This is a genomic window from Janthinobacterium lividum (genome assembly GCF_011601275.1).
GTDB lineage: Bacteria > Pseudomonadota > Gammaproteobacteria > Burkholderiales > Burkholderiaceae_D > Janthinobacterium > Janthinobacterium lividum_E.
Genome location: NZ_JAAOLY010000017.1, coordinates 42,323 through 58,278, shown reverse-complemented (window position 1 = coordinate 58,278; position 15,956 = coordinate 42,323). Strand labels below are relative to the sequence as shown.

Genomic DNA, 15,956 nt, shown 5'->3' with positions numbered 1-15,956 from the left:
CGGGCCTTAGCGGATCGGCAGTTCCGTGTTCTGGCGGTCGAAAATCAGCGTCTGGATGCTGCCGCTGTCCTGCACGTTGAGGGTATTTCTCTGGCTGGGCAGGAAGTCGATCAGCAGCTGGTTATGGATGCGCGTGGCGGGGGCCAGGCGCGTGTGTTCGATCTCCTGGAAGACCACCACGTTGTCGGCATTGACCTTCATGCCGACCCAGCTCAAACGCAGGCGCTTGCCATCCGGCCCCACCAGGTAAAACTGTTTTTCCACATAGCGGCGCAGGGCCGCTTCGCTGTCTTCCTGGCCCAGGTCGAACTGGCGCTGGTACAGGTTCGTCAGCAGCGCTTCGACGTCGTGGCCCGTGTAGGTGTGCACCACTTCCGTGCTGCCGCTGGTCGCGTTGTAGCTGATGTCGGCGATACCCATGTGGAAGTTGTGGGCGCCGGCCGCCATGCTGGCGCAGGCCAGCATGGCGCAAGCCAGAGCGCGCCAGCGCTTCATGCCTCGTCGCCCTTGGACACGCCGCCGTTCTGGCCTTTCAGCGGCGTATGGAAATCGCGCATCAGGTTATCCTTGGGCGACTTCTCGCTCTTGAACAGTTCCAGGCGCGATGGCGTGATCTTGCGCGGCCAGCTATTGTTGCTCGTGTCGATGTCGGCCGTTTCCCAGTACGGGTCCTGTACCAGGCCCACCATCGGCTCGTCCGTGATGACGACCTTGGTGATTTTCTTCGGCGAATAGCGCCACACTTCGGCCGGCACGCGCTCGATGTACTTCTTGCCGCTTTTCAGTTCAATTTCCAGTATCAGGGGCATGACCATGCCGCCCACGTTCGACAGGTCGACCAGGTACAGGTGCTTGCCCTGTTTCAGCAAGTCCTTTTCCCACGGCTCCAGCGCGGCCAGTGCCTCGGCGTAGGCGTTGCGGTCCTTGTTGGTCACCGTGAAATCGTCGTGCTGGTTGTAGAAATCCTTCAGATCCGGATGCGCATCGACCCGGCGCGGCATGCCCTTGTTGGCGCGGCTCGTGACGGATTCCGGCTGGGCGTCCTTTTGCGCTTTTTTCCACGCTTTTTCCGTGGCCGGATCTTTCGAGCTCACGCCATATTCGCTGATGCCGTCGATGCTGATGTCGACCGGGTCGGTCGTATAGAACCAGCCGCGCCAGAACCAGTCCAGGTCCGTGCCGGAGGCGTCTTCCATGGTGCGGAAAAAGTCGGCGGGCGTGGGACGCTTGAACTTCCAGCGCTGCGCATATTCCTTGAACGCGTAGTCGAACAGTTCGCGCCCGAGGATGGTTTCGCGCAGGATGTTCAGGCCCGCCGCCGGCTTGGCGTAGGCGTTGTTGCCGAACTGCAGCAGGGATTCGGAATTGGTCATGATCGGTACCTGGTCGCGGCTACGCATGTAGTCGACGATCTCGCGCGGTTCGCCGCGAGAGGCCGGGTAGTTTTCTTCCCACGCCTGCTGCGCCAGGTATTGCACGAAGGTGTTGAGGCCCTCGTCCATCCACGTCCACTGGCGCTCGTCCGAGTTGATGATCATCGGATAGTAGTTGTGGCCCACCTCGTGAATGATCACGCCGATCAGGCCATACTTGGTGCGCTTTGAGTAGGTCAGCTCGCCCGTCTTCTTGTCTTTCACCGGACGGGGGCCGTTGAACGAGATCATCGGATACTCCATGCCGCCCACGGGACCGTTGACGGAAATGGCCGTCGGGTACGGGTAGTCGATGCTGTACTTGTTGTACTGCTCGATCGTGTGCACGATGGCTTGCGTGCTGTATTTTTCCCACAGCGGATTGCCCTCCTTCGGATAGTAGGACATGGCCATTACATCGCTGCCGCCCTTCTTGTAGCCCTGCGCATCCCAGATGAACTTGCGGCTCGAGGCCCAGGCGAAGTCGCGCACGTTGGACGCCTTGAAGTGCCACGTCTTTTGCGCGCGGCTGACGGATTTTTCCGCCGCTTCCGCTTCCTTTTGCGTGACGATGACGACGGGCTTGTCGCTGCCGCGGGCCTTGTCCAGGCGCTCGCGCTGCGTGGCAGACAGCACGTCCTGCGGGTTTTGCAGCTGGCCCGTGGAGGCGACGATATGGTCGGCGGGCACCGTCAGCTGCACGTCGTAGTCGCCGAACTCCAGGGTGAATTCGCCCGAGCCGAGGAACTGCTTGTGCTGCCAGCCGGCCGCGTCGTAATAGGCCGCCATGCGCGGGAACCACTGCGCCACTTCGAACAGGGCGTTCTTGTCGTCGAAGACTTCATAGCCGGCGCGTCCGCCCAGCACCTTCTGTTCGTTGATGCGGTAATCCCAGTCGATCTGGAAGACGAAATCCTGGCCCGGTTTCAAGGGCTGCGGCAGGTCGATGCGCATCATGGTGCGATTGATAACATACTTCAAAGGCTGGCCATCGGCACCTTTCAAGGCGCGGATATTGAAGCCGCCCTGGAAGTCGCCGCGCGCGAGGATGCTGCGCAAGCCTTCGAACTTCATCGTGTCTTCGCCCGCCGTCTTGGCCCACGCCTGTCGCGATGGCGCCGTGGCCATGCGGCGTGCGTCGGAATCGGGCTTGTAGATATTCTGGTCCAGCTGCACCCACAGGTAGCCGAGGGTGTCGGGCGACTGGTTATGGTAGGTGATGGTGCCGCTGCCGGCGATCTCGCGCTTGGCTTCATCGAGTGTGGCGCGGATGGTGTAGTCGGCGCGCTGCTGCCAGTAGGCGTGGCCCGGCGCGCCGGAGGCGGTGCGGTAGGTATTCGGGGTGGGCAGCACTTCTTCGAGCTGTCGGAACTTGTCGTCGAATGGCTCGGCGGCGAAGGCCGATACGGTAAAGCACAAAGCCAGCGAAGCGGCGGAGCCGAAAGGTATGCGCATGATCACCCTGATGTTGTTGTAAGGAAATAGTGGCAACTATTCTATACGCAGGGTGAGGCCATCCATGTATCGATTTGTAATAAAGAAAGGCGGATTTTGCGCCAGCTTTTGCCTGGCGCCGTCAGGGGGATGTTTTGCCTTATTTTGCTTGGAAAAGCGGCGCTTTTACTCACTTTTCATCAGGCTATCGCGCAACTGGTTCAGCTGTTGTTTCATGTCCACAACCTGCTCCACGCTGCATTGACTGGCCGTCAGTATGGCTTCGGGCAACAGGGCCGCTTCGTGGCGCAACTGGTCGCCCTGCTGCGTGAGGGAAATGATGACCTGGCGCTCGTCGCTGGCGGCGCGTGTACGCGTCAGCAAGCCCGATTGTTCCATGCGCTTGAGCAAGGGTGTCAGGGTGGCCGAATCGAGGAACAGGCGCTCGCCCACTTCCGACACCGTCAAGCCGTCGTGCTCCCACAGCACCATCATCACCAGATATTGCGAATACGTCAGGCCCAGCTTGCGCAAGAGCTTGCGGTACAGCTTGTTCATGGCAAGCGAGGTCGAGTACAGCGCAAAGCACAGCTGGCCGTCCAGGCGCGGCACCTGGTGCAAGGGGTTGGGGGCGGTGGTGGTATCCATGGGTACAGTATATATAGTGCGCTACTTAGTTGCAAGCGACCTCAAAGCCGCCAGCGCCTGCGCGTCGAGCGTGAGCGCGCCGGCCGCGACGTTTTCGCGCAGATGCGCCACCGACGAAGTGCCGGGAATGACCAGCACATTCGGCGCGCGCTGCAACAGCCAGGCCAGCGCCACCTGCATCGGCGTGGCCTGCATGGCGGCCGCCACCTGGTTCAGGGTATCGGACTGCAGCGGCGAAAAGCCACCCAAGGGGAAGAACGGCACATAGGCGATGCCTTGCGCGGCCAGGGTGTCGATCAGCGCATCGTCCGCGCGGTGCGCCAGGTTGTAGTGGTTCTGCACGCAGACGATGGGGCTGATCGCCTGCGCCTCGGCCACCTGGCCCGCATCGACATTGGACAGGCCGATATGGCGCAGCAGGCCTTCGCGCTGCAGCTGCACCAATGCGGCCAGCGGTTCGGCAAGCGACGAGCCGTCCGGGCCGGCCATGCCCGGGGCGCGCAGGTTGACCACGTCGAGCACGTCCAGGCCCAGGTTGCGCAGGTTGTCGTGCACGGCGTCGCGCAGTTGCTGCGGCGATGCGGCCGGCAGCCAGGACTGGTCGGCGCCGCGCATGAAGCCGATCTTGGTGACGATGGTCAAACCGTCGCGGTAGGGATGCAGCGCTTCGCGGATGATCTGGTTGGTGACGTGGGGGCCGTAAAAGTCCGACGTGTCGATATGGTTGACGCCCAGTTCGATGGCTTCGCGCAGCACGGCGACGGCGGCGGCGCGGTCTTTCGGCGGTCCCCAGACGTGCGGGCCGGCCAGTTGCATGGCGCCGTAGCCGAGGCGGTTGAATCCGATGTCGCAATGGGCGGGCGTGAATTGGTCGCGGGCGGGGGAAGGCGTGTGCATGGCAGCTCCTGTGTGGTGGTCGAGTTCGAGAGCCACTATCGTAAGGGCGATTGCGCTGTATGATAATCGGGTCAATCCGGCACAGGCTGTACTCATTTACGCACAATGAAAGCTCTTCCCATGCATGCAGACAGCCCTTCCATGGCCGACCTGGCCGCCTTTGCTTTGGTTGCCCGGCACCGGGGTTTTCGCCAGGCCGCGCGCGCCAGCGGGCAGTCCGCGTCCGCCATGAGCGAAGCGCTGCGCCGGCTGGAGCAGCAACTGGGCATCCGCCTGCTGGAACGCACGACGCGCAGCGTGACGCCGACGGCGGCCGGGGCGCTGCTGCTGACGCGCTTGCGCCCGGCGCTCGATGAAGTGAGCAGCGCGCTCGACGTGCTGAACGACTTGCGCGACAGCCCGCGCGGCACCTTGCGCCTGAACGTGCCGGTCAACGCGGCGCGCTTCTTTTTGCAGCCCATGGTCGACCAGTTCCTGCGCGCCTATCCACAGATCAGGGTCGAGCTGGTGGTCGATAATAATTTTGTCGACGTCGTCGCCAGCGGTTGCGACGCCGGCATCCGCTATGGCGAACGGCTGGAGCAGGACATGATCGCCATCCCCATCGGCCCGCGCACGCAGCGCTTCGCGGTGGCGGGCGCGCCATCCTACCTGGCGCAGCGCGGCGTGCCTGTGCATCCGCGCGACCTGCTGCGGCACGCCTGCCTGCTGGGGAAATTCCTCAGTGGCGCGGTTCCACCGTGGGAGTTCGAGCGGGACGGGCAAAAAGTGAGCGTTGAGCCGGACGGCCCCGTGATCGTCACGCCGACGGCGGCCGATTTCGCGGTCAGCATGGCCGTCGCCGGCCATGGCCTCGTGTATCTGTTTGAAGAGTGGCTGCAGCCGTATATCGATGCGGGCCAGCTGCAGCCCGTGCTGGAAGACTGGGCGATGCCCTTTCCCGGCCCGTTTTTATACTATGCGGGCCGGCGCCATTTGCCAGCGCCGCTGCGCACCTTCATCGATTTCGTGCAGGCCAATTTTGCGCAGCTTCCGTAGTTTCCTTACTCCGCCGGGTAGCGCGCGCGCAGCAGCTGCAGCATGGCCACGTTCTGTTCCCACGCGTCGCTCACAGGCTGCTGCGTCCATGGCAAGGTTTGCGTGTAGGGCGCAGGGCCGAATTCCGGCGTGAACGTCATGCGCTCGGCGCCGGCCGCGCGGCGCAGGGCGACGATGGCGTCCCACCAGGCTAGGTGAGCGTCGAGCGCCGGCTTCGCTTCCGGCGCGCGGAAGTCGGCCACCTGCGGGCCTTGCGCATGGCCCACGCGCGCATGCACGTGGCGCACCAGCGGCAGCACTTGTGCCAATGTCTGCGGCTGGTCTTCCAGCAGCGATTCGCAGGCGCAGCACCAGTGCGACAGGTCGGCCGTCAATGGCAGATCGGGATACTGCGCCAGATACGGCAGCAGCAGCATCGGGTGGCCGGAAAAGCGGCTGCGGTGGATCTCATGCACGATGGGCACGCCGTGCCTGGCCGAGATGGCGGCGGCCAGGTCGAGCAGTTCTGCATTTTGTGCCTGCGTATAAAAATCCTTGCCCGTGTGCGTGTTGACCAGCGCGGGGCGCGCCAGGCAGGCGTTTTCCAGCAGCTCGGCCAGGGCGGTGCGGTGCTGCTCGAAATCGCTGTGGAACACGGTTTCCCACTGCGCGGCGATCAGTTGCAATCCCGCCTTGGCGATGCGCTCCGTCCATTCCTCGCGCAGGGCAGAGTCCAGCGGCAGCGACATTTCGATGCCGTCGAAGCCGGCCGCCGCTACCCTGTCGATGAAGACGCCGGGTGGCAGGTCGTTATTGCCCCAGTGGGCGGCGAAAACCTCGATGCGCATCAGACGAAGCCCCGCACGGGGAAGGAGTCATCGCGCTGGATCCAGTTGTGGGCCGCGTATTGCGTCTGGCCGTCGGTGGCGTGCAAGGTGTAGGCGTGGCGCGAGACGGGCGAGCGGTTCGGCGCGCTGTAGTGGGGCAGCAAACCGTGGAAGCAGACGAGGGCGCCCGCCTTCACTTCCAGCGGCATGGCCGTGCTGTCGTCGGGCCACGGCGTGGCGTCGAGTTTTTCCACTCTTACCTGGTCGCCGTTGCGGATGAAGCGTTCGCGCAAAGGGCCGCGGTGGCCGCCCGGTTCCGCCCACAGGCAGCCGTTTTCCAGGGTGGCGTCTTCCAGCGCGAACCAGAAGGTGGTCACGCTGATCGGCGTGGTCTCGAAATACGTGGCGTCCTGGTGCCAGCGCACTTCGCCGCCGATGCCGGGCTGCTTGAAGATATACATCGATTGCCACACCTGCGCGTCCGCCAGGCCCAGGTCGCGCGCCACTTCGGCCAGTTTCGGGTCGGCCGAAAAGCTGCGGAAGACGGGGTCCAGGTCATGCATGGCGTGGCCGATCTTGTTGATCGACAGCGATTTCGCCTGTTTCAATTGACCGTCCGGGCCGAACGCTTCTTCCTCGAAGAAGCAGCGGATGGTGTTGTCGGAAGCGAGAAAATAATCGTTGGTGTTCTTTGCCTGGTCGCGCGTGGTGAAGATGGATTGACTCAGGCTGGGATCGAATTCGTTGACAATGTGCTCGGCGCGCGCGCGCAGGGCGGCGATTTCCTCCGCACCCTTGAAATCGGGCAGGATGAGGTAACCGTCGCGTTGATACTGTTCTTGTTGTTCGATCGTTAGCATGGCGGCGGCTCCTGAGGTCAGTGGAAAGCGCCATTGTAGGATGGGCGAGGGCGGCAAACAATCGCCCAGCGGTTGACAGATTGTCGTCAAAACGCAGACAATCTTTGACATGGATCAATTAAAAGCGATGGAAATCTTTGTCGAAGTGGCGCGCCAGCGCAGCTTTACGGTGGCGGGGCAACGCCTGGGCCTGACGCGCGCCATGGTCAGCAAGACCATCATGCAGCTGGAGGAACGTCTGCATGCGCGCCTGCTGCACCGCTCCACGCGCGAAGTGAGTTTGACGGACGCGGGCCGCGCCTATCTGGCGCCGTGCATGGCCACCGTCAGCCAGGCGCAGGAAGCGGCGCGCATGGTGGCGCACGTGGCGCAGGCGGGAGCGGGGGCGGAGCTGGCCGGGCCGCTGCGCATCCAGGCGCCGTCGAGTTTCGGCAGCGCGTGGCTGGCCGATGCCGTCGCCCGTTTCAGTTTGCTGCACCCGCAGGTGCAAGCCGAGTTGTTTGTCGACGACGCCTTGCTTGACCCGATACGCCACGGCTTCGATTTGACCATCCGCGTGGGCGGCATCCCGGACAGCAGCGCGCTGGCCATGCGCCCGCTGGCGCCGTGCCGCGCCGTGCTATGCGCCAGCCCCGCCTATCTGGCGCAATGGGGCGTGCCGCAGACGCCGCAGGATTTGCTGCAGCATCAGTGCCTGCATTTCAGCCACCTGACCGATGGCACGAACTGGCATTTCCAGCGTGTAGAAGGTGAGCAGCGCGAGGAAGTGAGCGTGCGCGTGCAGGCGGGTTTCACGGCGAATAATGGGCTGGTGCTGCACCAGGCGGCGCAGCGGGGGCTCGGCATCGTCTACAGCACCACCTTCCTCGCCTGGCGCAATCTGCTCGATGGCAGCCTGGTGCCCGTGCTGACGGACTGGGAACTGCCCTTGAATCACCTGAGCGCCCTGTATCCGGCCAGCCGCCAGCCCTCGCCCAAGGTGCGCGCGCTGATCGATTTCCTCGTGGCCGAATACCAGCCCGTGCCGCCATGGGACCGCGAGCTGGAAGCGGCGGGTTTTTTCAGCTGAAGGCGACCGGTTCCACCGTCCACGCGCCATCGGCGTACACGCGCTCGTCGTCGAGGTAGACGGCTTCGGTGACGGCGAAGATGTCGACGTGGTAGCGCGCATCCTTGCGCTTGAATTGGGGCTTGGTGTAGACGCCGTGCTTGGCGCCCAGCGACAGATGGATGCCGCACATGCGTTCATACGTGCCGATGTCGTTGACCAGCTGCTCGCGCGAAAAGGCGCGGTTCATGCCGAAGCCCAGTTCGCGCACCCACACTTCGCCTTCATGCGCGCGGATGATCTCCAGCATGGCCAAGAATTCCGGCGTTGCGTTTTCCGTGCCCGTCACCCGGCCCTTGTCGATGATCAGCGTGATCGGCGTGTCGGGGCGGTTGACCATGAAGTGCGTGTCGCCAAAAACAAAGATGCGCACGCGGCCATTTACCGCTTCCAGGTCCTGCGCTTCCGTGAATACTTCGCCCAGGGGGAATTGGCCGCCGATATTGTTCATGCCGCTGTAGTCGCCGATATTGAGCTTGGCGCCCTCGAATGGCGAAGCGAACACCAGCTGTTCGCCGCCGCTGTCGACCATGCCGTGGCGGGCCTTGTCGATGCGCGCTTTCAGCGCATGGCCGACGCCGCGGTAGTAGGCTGGGTCGTAGGCCAGCGAGGCGATGTAGTGCAGCCCCTGCACGCCGGGCATGCGCGACAGGTGTACGTGTTCGATGACCTTCAGGCCCCGCTTGAACAGCTCGATGCGGATGCGGAACGCTTCCAGGCGGAAGCTGGTCGACTGGATCAGCACGACGAGGCTGCCGGCCGGCAATTCGGCAAACGCGGCCAGCACGGCCTCGGGCGTGACTTCGTCGAAATCGATGAAGGTGGCGTCCGGCAAGGCCTGGCGATACGCTTCCGTCAGCACGACGTTGAGCCAGCTGCGCTTGTCGCAGACGATCAGGGACGGTTCGTCCGGGCGGTGGCAGATGGCCATGGCCAGCAGGTCGGCCACGTTTTGCGCGGCCACTTCGGTGGCGGCGGCGCTGATGGCGTCGAGCCGGCTGGTGTCATTTTCGGGAAGCGTCATGGTGCGAAGGTGGGGGACGTGAAGTAAACACGACATTATAAGGCGATTGCCGCAGGCGCCGCCTTTCGCCATCGGGCGCAGGACAGCTGCCTGTGGCGCGGTGATCTTGTGTAGTGCCACACGGCAATGTATTATTGATAAACAGCTTGACGGCAAGCTTGGACAGTGCGGAGAGCAGCGGTAGAGCCCGCCTACGCCAGGCGTGTTGCCACAGAGCCATATCAATACAACAGGCTGACAAGCCAGGATTAAGAGCGTGATGCGATGAGCATAATTGGACAAGATATTCCCATGGAGCGGCCGGATACGGATGGGCGCGCCGCCGTCTTCGTTCCCGTCACGGGCGTCAAGGAAGATGTCCTGTTGACCATACGCAAGGGCGCTGCCATCGTCGGCTTTGCCAACCACGACCGCACCATCACCGTGTATTTTGAAAGCAACCGCTTTGACGACCCCGGGCTGGCCAAGTGGGAACACAAGGCGCGCAAGGCGTATGACCGCCTGGTCGACAATGCGCCCACCGTGTCGAAACTGACCACCAGCCCCGCCAATTTCGAGCAGATCGGCTATATCAATGGCAAGGGCATCACCATCCGCCGCATGGAAAGCCTGCAGCGCTGGCTTGCGTATTCGGAGGCGATGGATACTTGCCCGGCGACGGAGATTATTCCGCGCACGGTGATTGCCAAGGCTGAAAGCGTCAAAGTTTAAGGGCGGCTGATACAAAGCCCTGGGCGTTGTTGCCTGCCCCGTTTTTCTTTGCTGTACTGAAGTACTGTCTTCGGGGCCGCGCCTAGCCTTGAGCATTTTCTCAGTCGCTCGTGGTGTGCGTACGGGAGCCAACAATGTTGTCGGATTAGCGCGGCTTTGCCGCGCTAATCCGACCTACGTTTGGCCTCGCTTCTCGCTTATCACTACACCACGACGATATTCGCCTGCGCCTTGAGCGGGCAGGGCAGGGTGTCGTCGAAGGTGATTTCGATGGCGCTGGCGACGAACATGCCGCCGATGTGCTGGGCGGCGATTTCGGGTGGCGTGCCGGGCTTGGTCAGGTTGACGTCCTGGGCGAAGACGAAGACTCGCCACGTGCCGTAGACCTTTTGATCATATTGCAGCAAGGTGCGGTAAGCCCGCTTCAAGTCCAGGCTGCCTGCGTACACGCCGTCATTGGCGCCCGGGTCGAAGCCCAGGCCGTCGTCGGTCAGCGATTCCACGAAATACAGGCCTTGCGGTGCCTGGAACAGCACGAAGGCGTACAGTTCCGTGCCGCGGAAGACATTGCCATTGTCGCGCTGGAAGCTGGCGCGTATCCACAGCGGTTCATAGGCTTGCACGACGGCGGGCGTATCCGTTTCCACGGGCCCCGCCACGTGGATGTTGACTTGCGTTTCGGTGACGGCATGCTGGTAGGTGGCGCCCGTGGTGAAACGCTGATACTCCCAGCTGATGTCGGCCGTGTAGGGCAGGCCCGCGTTCGGCGCTTCCGGCAGCACCCATTTCGCCACCACGCGCTCGGCCAGGGTCAGTTCGCCGGCGGCTGGTGGTGTTGCTTCCTGGCCACGCCAGAACGGGTCCGCGATATCGGAGCAGGCGACGGCGATGGCGCCCGAGGCGATGGCCGAGGCCACGCCCGCCACCGTGAATTCGGGCTGGCCCGAGCCGGCCCCTTCGAGCGAGCAGCAATCGACGCTGGGATCGGTTTCCTCGAACGTGCCGCCCACGCTGAAGCTGGCCTTGCCTGAACCGAGCGCGGCGGCAATGATGGCGACCAGCGCGGCGATGATGGCGATGATGATGGCGAGGACCTTCCACCATGGGTCGGAAAACGGCAGCTCGCCATGCGTGCCCGCATAGGCGGGATTCGGCGTCCAGACGAGGGTCACGCCGGTCGGCACGATGGGCCCCAGGCCGGGCGGGCAGCGGCACTCTTTGCCATCCGTGCCCGTGCTGCCCCAGCGCTTGCCCGGCAGGTGGCCTTGCGGCTTGGACAGTTCCAGGGTGCCTTCCTCGACCGTGCACGTGTAGGTATTGGTGGCGCTGTCGAAGCGCGTCTGCGACACAAAAATCTGCTGGATCGAGCGGTGCGGCGTATGGCCGTCGGCCTTGGCGACGAAGCTGACGAGGCGCTTGCCGGGCGCCGCATGCTGGAAGTCGGCATCCCACATGACGAGCATGGCCGCGCCGGCGGGAATGCTGGCAAAGAAAAAGGTGCGGGCCACGGGCACGATGCCGGGGTCGCCCACGCTTTCCAGATACACGGTGACATTCGTCAGCGCGCTGCCCGACGTGTTGGTAACGTGGGCGGCGATGCGCAAGCCATAGATGGCATTGTCGAAGATGCCATCGGGCAGCATGATATTGGTGACGGGCTCGATCGCGAACGGCCGCGTCAGCACCTGCAGGGGGGTATCGCTCATGATGCTTGCTCCTCGGGGTGGTGCTGTTCTTGCGCCTGCTCTTGAACTTGCTCTTTCTCCAGATCGGTGACGATGTACGTGACGCCGCCCATGAGCTTGCCGTCCTGGCTTTCCAGCACGCGCAGCAGTGCATACTGGCGTGGCGGCAAGGCTTCGGCGCGCACGCTCAGGTACACGGCCTGGGCCTGGCCGCGCGGCACGTCCAGCGCCAGCTTTTGCTCGCCGGGCGTATCGCCATTGCAATGGGGCGTGCGCGCCAGACCCGCTATCACGCGGGCGTCCTTGGCCGGCTGCCAGCGCTCAAGTCCCAGGGTGGCCAGCAGGGGCTCCGGCAGCTCGCCGCCCTGCTCGATCTGCAGTTCCACTTTTTTTGTTTCGCGGGGCAGGGCCGCCACCGCGATGGTCAGCAGTTGCGCGCGCCGTGCCGCCACCACCACGGTGACATTGCGCTGGGCAATCTGCTCGTGCTGCCTGGGCTGGAAAGGGAAGCCGTTGGGCAGGGGATCGGGCAGCGGGTTGATGTCGCCGGGGCCGTGGGCCACGGCCAGCAGGCATTCGTGACCGCCATTGACGATGACGGGGACCCAGGGCACCAGGCACAGCACTTCCTGCGTGGCCCCCGGCGGCAAGTCGGCAAAGGCCGAGCCGATCTGCGTGGCGGCACCGACGGCGATCTGGCCGGAAGGGTCGGCCCAGTAAAAATCCACGCGCACGCCGTTCGAGGCGCTGTCGCCCGTGTTGTGCACGCGGCCCCACAGGTAATTGCTGGTGCCGGCAATGGGCGCGCCGGGCGGGCCATTCGGATCATTGCCCGGCACGACCCAGATATCGGCGCTGTCCCACCAGGGCTGGCCGTCTTCGATGATCAGGTGGGCTGACATGGCGTTCTCCTTGTCCTTGGCCGGTACTTCCAGCTTAGGCCGCGGCGGCGGATGCTTTTTGATCCGTATCAAGGCCGTGGAACACGCTGCGGGTGCGCCGTTGTGATGCTTGCGTAAGGTAATATTGCGGCAGAACGCAGTGGAATGACTCCAAGAAAAGGTTGGAATGTGCTTGAAACAGTGAATGACATTTGCATCAACGCCGCTTGCGGCCGGACCTTGCCGCTGCGCGTGGCGCATTGCCCGTTTTGCGGCGCGCGGCAGGTGGCGCAAGCGCCTGTTCTGGAGAAAGCAGTGGTGCCGCCCCCGGCACCCCCGCGCGTGCCGCCGCTCGTGCCCGTGGCGTCGCCCACTCCTGCGCCGCAGCCCGTGTCTCAGCCTGCTCCCAAGCCCGTCCCGCCAGCGCCTGCAACATCGGCTCCCGCGCCGGCCAAGGCGCCGCCCGCCAAGCCTGCCGGCAAAGGCTCGGTGCCGCCACCACGTCCGCCCGTGCGCTTGCGCACGTGGATCGCGGCGGCAGTGGTGCTGACCGGTATCTGGTTTTATAACAAGCCCGCCGACAAGCCGGCCAGCGTGGCGGAACAGGTCGAGGCCGCCACTGCGCTGGCGGCGCAGTGCGACCTGGATGGGGCGCGCAGCGCGCTGGCCGTGCTGAAAAGCGCCAAGGCGCCCGCCGCACAGATCAAGCGCTTGCAGGCGAGCATCACCAAGTCTGCCGCCGCGTGCGACAAGCAACAGCAGCGGGCGCATGCGTGGACGGCGCTGCAAGACAGCGTCAACCAGGCGCTCGACGCGGGCAAGCCGGATCTGGCCGCCACGCGCCTGGCCATTTACGTAAAGCGCTGGGGTGACGATCCCGACACCCTGGAACTCGACGCCAAGGTCAAAGTGGCGCAAGCGAGCGCCCAGCTCGATGCGGCCGACGCCTGCCTGGCGCGTTTGGACCGGGTTTGCCTGGAAAACAGCCTGATCGCCGCCGAGCGCTACAAGCGGCCGGAACTGGCGGCGCGCACGCAGGCGCTGCGTACGGCCTTGTCGCAATTGCTCGAACGTTCGCTGCTCGATGCGTCCCCGGGCCAGTAGCGCCAACAACATGTAAAACGCCCGCCGCAGCCAAGCCGGGCGGGCGAATTTTTTCAGCCTTACTCAGCCTTACTCAGCCTTACTCTTGCGGTACCAAGGCCAGCGCGGCGCTGAAGTCGCCCATCGGTTTGCCGCCATTGGCCACCAAGGCCTTGTCGCGCGTGCTCAAGCCATCGAGTACGGGCAGCGAGAAGCGGTGCGTGATGGCGCGCAGGATGGAGGCCGAATCGTATTGCGTGTGGTCAACGAGACCCTTTTTCACGTACGGCGAGACGAGGATGGCCGGCACGCGCGTGCCCGGACCCCAGCGGTCGCCCTTCGGCGGCGCCGCGTGGTCATAAAAGCCGCCGTTTTCATCGTAGGTGACGATGACCAGCATGTTCTTCCACTGCGGACTTTTCTTCAGCTGGGCGATGACGCTGGCGATGTGGGCGTCGCCATCGGCCACGCTGGCATAGCCCGCATGCTGGTTCAAATTGCCCTGCGGCTTGTAGAAGGTCACGGGCGGCAGTTTGCCGGCGCTCGCGTCGCTAAGAAATTGGCTGTCGAAGTCGCGCAGGTGGGCGGCGCGGTAGGCGGGCGCCTTCACGGGGTCCATGTTGGCAAAGTAATTGAACGGCTGGTGGTGGAACTGGAAGTTGGGCGGATTCGGAAAGCTGCCGGCGCGCGCGCTGGCCGTAGCCAGGGCCGTCGTGTCCTTCCAGGCGCCCGCATACCAGGCCCAGTCGATGTTCTTGCCAGAGAGCAGGTCGCCGATATTCGTCTGCGTTTGCGGCGGCAGGGTGTTGGCCTTGCCCGTGTCCGCAAACAGCTTGCTGCTGTCGCCCGAGGCGGGCGCGTTGCTGCTGGGCTGGAACGGCGGCTGCATGGTATTGACGGCGTAGAACATGCCCGTGCTGTCGGCCGGCGTCAGCGCGCCGTCGTTGGCATAGGCGGGCGCGCCGTTCAAGACCGTGGTCGGCGCCGTGGCGGATGGCGTCAGGCGCAGGAAGTTACCGTTGGCGTCGACGTCGATCTTCGCGATCGAGCCTTTCGCCACCGACGTGTCGGCGTTCGGGTAGGTGGGCGCACAGGCGCAGATCAGGTACTGGTGCGTGAGGAAGGAGCCGCCGAAGGCGCCGATGAACAGGTTGTCGGCCAGCGCATATTGTTTCGCGATGTCCCACAGCTGCATCTTGCTGCCGTCGTAATAGCCCATCGACAGGCCCCCCGCATCGGAATACGCGGCGAACTTGTCGTTGGCGCCGCCGTTGATCTGCATCTGGTTGTTGTAGAAGCGGTGCACCAGGTCGCGCGTGACCACCGATTGCGGCAGGTACAGGGGGCTGCCGGCGTCGTCGATCTGGAACGGCTTGTTGGGCAGGTTGGCCGATTGCGCCTGCGTGATGACGGTGCTCTGGCCCGCCGCCGTCATGCCGCCCCAGGTGGGCGGCAGCACGGGCAGGGTGCTGCCGTCGATGTCCTTCTGCGGCAGATACGAGGACGTCGACGTGGGATTGACGCCCGGTACGCCGTTGGCGCCCGGGAACAGGCCGTACAGATTGTCGAAGCCGCGGTTTTCCGCGTAGATGACGACGATGGTCTGGATATTGTTCAGCGCCAGCGCGCCGTTCAGGGCGGCCAGCGCATCGGCCGGCGCCGCCTGCGCGCTGGCGCTGGCGATCAAGGCCGTCACGCTGGCGTTTTCCGCCTTCAGTTTCGCCTGCTCGTCGCCGCTGGCCTTGTTGAAGTCCGATGCCAGGCTCGCTTCGGACACGCCCAGGCGCGCGGCCAGCTTGCCGCTGGCGGACGCGAAGTCGCCGCCATTGCCATCCATGACTTGCGCCAGTTCCGTCGACAGGGCGCTGACGAAGGCGCTGTGCCCTGCGGGGGCGCGCAGCAGCAGCTTTTGCGTCACTTTGCTGCCCGTGTCGCCGATGGCTTCGTGGCGGATGGCGTCCGTGCCGACGGTCACCAGCACGGCGCCCTTGCCGTCCAAGGTGTAGCTGCCGTCGGCCGAAGTGCGCACGGCGGCGGAAGCGCTGTCGCACGTCAGCTTGGCCGTGGCGCTTTCCAGGCACACCTGGGCGTTTTCATAATAGCTGCCGATCACCTGGCCCGTGGTGCGGGGCGTGATCGCATAGTTGCTGCCGCAGGCGGCCAGGCCCAGCGACAGCAGGATAGGCAGGGGACGTAAGACAGGGCGGGATTGCGGTTTCATGTTCATGCCTTTTGGGTGGAAACGTCGCATGCTAGGCAGGCAATATGTCAGCTCCATGACATGTCAGCGCCTGTTACATGACGTAATGTACGGACTTGATACATTAGGTTTTGCAGGGTTTTGTCACGCAGCTGTCACATGCCGTTGC

General features: G+C 64.1%; 14 protein-coding genes. 4 read left to right on the top strand and 10 right to left on the bottom strand.

From position 1 onward, the window contains the following. Positions 1 to 6: 6 nt before the first annotated feature. From GYK42_RS22850 to GYK42_RS22835, 4 genes are all read right to left on the bottom strand, one after another. Entirely contained in the window at positions 7 to 495 is a 489-nt protein-coding gene (locus tag GYK42_RS22850) for a DUF6702 family protein (RefSeq protein WP_166449341.1), read from the bottom strand. Continuing rightward, positions 492 to 2,867, bottom strand: coding sequence for a M1 family metallopeptidase (locus GYK42_RS22845; protein ID WP_166449340.1), 2,376 nt, complete (start codon positions 2,865 to 2,867; stop codon positions 492 to 494). Before GYK42_RS22845 ends, GYK42_RS22850 begins: the two co-directional genes overlap by 4 nt. Positions 2,868 to 3,032: 165 nt before the next feature. Further along, positions 3,033 to 3,494: a MarR family winged helix-turn-helix transcriptional regulator gene (locus GYK42_RS22840; protein ID WP_166449339.1), complete on the bottom strand. Its 462-nt coding sequence runs from the start codon at positions 3,492 to 3,494 to the stop codon at positions 3,033 to 3,035. 21 nt (positions 3,495 to 3,515) lie between these two features. Continuing rightward, positions 3,516 to 4,391: an aldo/keto reductase family oxidoreductase gene (locus GYK42_RS22835; RefSeq protein ID WP_166449338.1), complete on the bottom strand. Its 876-nt coding sequence runs from the start codon at positions 4,389 to 4,391 to the stop codon at positions 3,516 to 3,518. A gap of 120 nt (positions 4,392 to 4,511) precedes the next feature. Between GYK42_RS22835 and GYK42_RS22830 the strand changes: the two genes are divergently transcribed. Beyond that, complete coding sequence (locus GYK42_RS22830) at positions 4,512 to 5,429, top strand: LysR family transcriptional regulator (protein ID WP_205711514.1); 918 nt, start codon at positions 4,512 to 4,514, stop codon at positions 5,427 to 5,429. A 5-nt stretch (positions 5,430 to 5,434) separates the two neighbouring features. Here GYK42_RS22830 and GYK42_RS22825 read toward each other — a convergent pair whose 3' ends face one another. After that, a complete protein-coding gene (locus GYK42_RS22825; RefSeq protein WP_166449337.1) occupies positions 5,435 to 6,256 on the bottom strand; it encodes a sugar phosphate isomerase/epimerase family protein in 822 nt (273 codons plus the stop codon). Next, entirely contained in the window at positions 6,256 to 7,095 is an 840-nt protein-coding gene (locus tag GYK42_RS22820; RefSeq protein WP_166449336.1) for a phytanoyl-CoA dioxygenase family protein, read from the bottom strand. Before GYK42_RS22820 ends, GYK42_RS22825 begins: the two co-directional genes overlap by 1 nt. Before the next feature lie 109 nt (positions 7,096 to 7,204). Here GYK42_RS22820 and GYK42_RS22815 point away from each other — a divergent pair, with 109 nt between their 5' ends. Continuing rightward, on the top strand, positions 7,205 to 8,164 hold the full coding sequence (locus tag GYK42_RS22815; protein ID WP_240943726.1) for a LysR family transcriptional regulator: 960 nt from the start codon (positions 7,205 to 7,207) through the stop codon (positions 8,162 to 8,164). Here GYK42_RS22815 and GYK42_RS22810 read toward each other — a convergent pair. After that, complete coding sequence (locus GYK42_RS22810) at positions 8,157 to 9,227, bottom strand: hypothetical protein (RefSeq protein WP_166449335.1); 1,071 nt, start codon at positions 9,225 to 9,227, stop codon at positions 8,157 to 8,159. The genes GYK42_RS22815 and GYK42_RS22810 overlap by 8 nt on opposite strands. Before the next feature lie 291 nt (positions 9,228 to 9,518). Between GYK42_RS22810 and GYK42_RS22805 the strand changes: the two genes are divergently transcribed. After that, positions 9,519 to 9,938 carry a hypothetical protein gene (locus GYK42_RS22805; RefSeq protein ID WP_166449334.1) on the top strand — a complete coding sequence of 140 codons (420 nt, stop codon included), beginning with the start codon at positions 9,519 to 9,521 and terminating at the stop codon, positions 9,936 to 9,938. A gap of 203 nt (positions 9,939 to 10,141) precedes the next feature. Here GYK42_RS22805 and GYK42_RS22800 read toward each other — a convergent pair whose 3' ends face one another. Further along, a complete protein-coding gene (locus GYK42_RS22800; protein ID WP_166449333.1) occupies positions 10,142 to 11,644 on the bottom strand; it encodes a hypothetical protein in 1,503 nt (500 codons plus the stop codon). Further along, positions 11,641 to 12,525, bottom strand: a complete 885-nt coding sequence (locus GYK42_RS22795) for a hypothetical protein (protein WP_166449332.1) — start codon at positions 12,523 to 12,525, stop codon at positions 11,641 to 11,643. The genes GYK42_RS22800 and GYK42_RS22795 overlap by 4 nt, the downstream gene beginning before the upstream one ends. 180 nt (positions 12,526 to 12,705) lie before the next feature. Here GYK42_RS22795 and GYK42_RS22790 point away from each other — a divergent pair, with 180 nt between their 5' ends. After that, positions 12,706 to 13,608, top strand: a complete 903-nt coding sequence (locus GYK42_RS22790; protein ID WP_166449331.1) for a hypothetical protein — start codon at positions 12,706 to 12,708, stop codon at positions 13,606 to 13,608. A gap of 79 nt (positions 13,609 to 13,687) precedes the next feature. Here GYK42_RS22790 and acpA read toward each other — a convergent pair whose 3' ends face one another. Beyond that, positions 13,688 to 15,808: an acid phosphatase gene (gene acpA, locus GYK42_RS22785; RefSeq protein WP_166449330.1), complete on the bottom strand. Its 2,121-nt coding sequence runs from the start codon at positions 15,806 to 15,808 to the stop codon at positions 13,688 to 13,690. Positions 15,809 to 15,956 lie beyond the last annotated feature (148 nt).

Bases quoted from the DNA above. Each gene is read 5' to 3' on its own strand.
- GYK42_RS22850 (WP_166449341.1), bottom strand. From the start codon at position 495: ATGAAGCGCTGGCGCGCTCTGGCTTGCGCCATGCTGGCCTGCGCCAGC.
- GYK42_RS22845 (WP_166449340.1), bottom strand. From the start codon at position 2,867: ATGCGCATACCTTTCGGCTCCGCCGCTTCGCTGGCTTTGTGCTTTACC.
- GYK42_RS22840 (WP_166449339.1), bottom strand. From the start codon at position 3,494: ATGGATACCACCACCGCCCCCAACCCCTTGCACCAGGTGCCGCGCCTG.
- GYK42_RS22835 (WP_166449338.1), bottom strand. From the start codon at position 4,391: ATGCACACGCCTTCCCCCGCCCGCGACCAATTCACGCCCGCCCATTGC.
- GYK42_RS22830 (WP_205711514.1), top strand. From the start codon at position 4,512: ATGCATGCAGACAGCCCTTCCATGGCCGACCTGGCCGCCTTTGCTTTG.
- GYK42_RS22825 (WP_166449337.1), bottom strand. From the start codon at position 6,256: ATGCGCATCGAGGTTTTCGCCGCCCACTGGGGCAATAACGACCTGCCA.
- GYK42_RS22820 (WP_166449336.1), bottom strand. From the start codon at position 7,095: ATGCTAACGATCGAACAACAAGAACAGTATCAACGCGACGGTTACCTC.
- GYK42_RS22815 (WP_240943726.1), top strand. From the start codon at position 7,205: ATGGATCAATTAAAAGCGATGGAAATCTTTGTCGAAGTGGCGCGCCAG.
- GYK42_RS22810 (WP_166449335.1), bottom strand. From the start codon at position 9,227: ATGACGCTTCCCGAAAATGACACCAGCCGGCTCGACGCCATCAGCGCC.
- GYK42_RS22805 (WP_166449334.1), top strand. From the start codon at position 9,519: ATGGAGCGGCCGGATACGGATGGGCGCGCCGCCGTCTTCGTTCCCGTC.
- GYK42_RS22800 (WP_166449333.1), bottom strand. From the start codon at position 11,644: ATGAGCGATACCCCCCTGCAGGTGCTGACGCGGCCGTTCGCGATCGAG.
- GYK42_RS22795 (WP_166449332.1), bottom strand. From the start codon at position 12,525: ATGTCAGCCCACCTGATCATCGAAGACGGCCAGCCCTGGTGGGACAGC.
- acpA (WP_166449330.1), bottom strand. From the start codon at position 15,808: ATGAAACCGCAATCCCGCCCTGTCTTACGTCCCCTGCCTATCCTGCTG.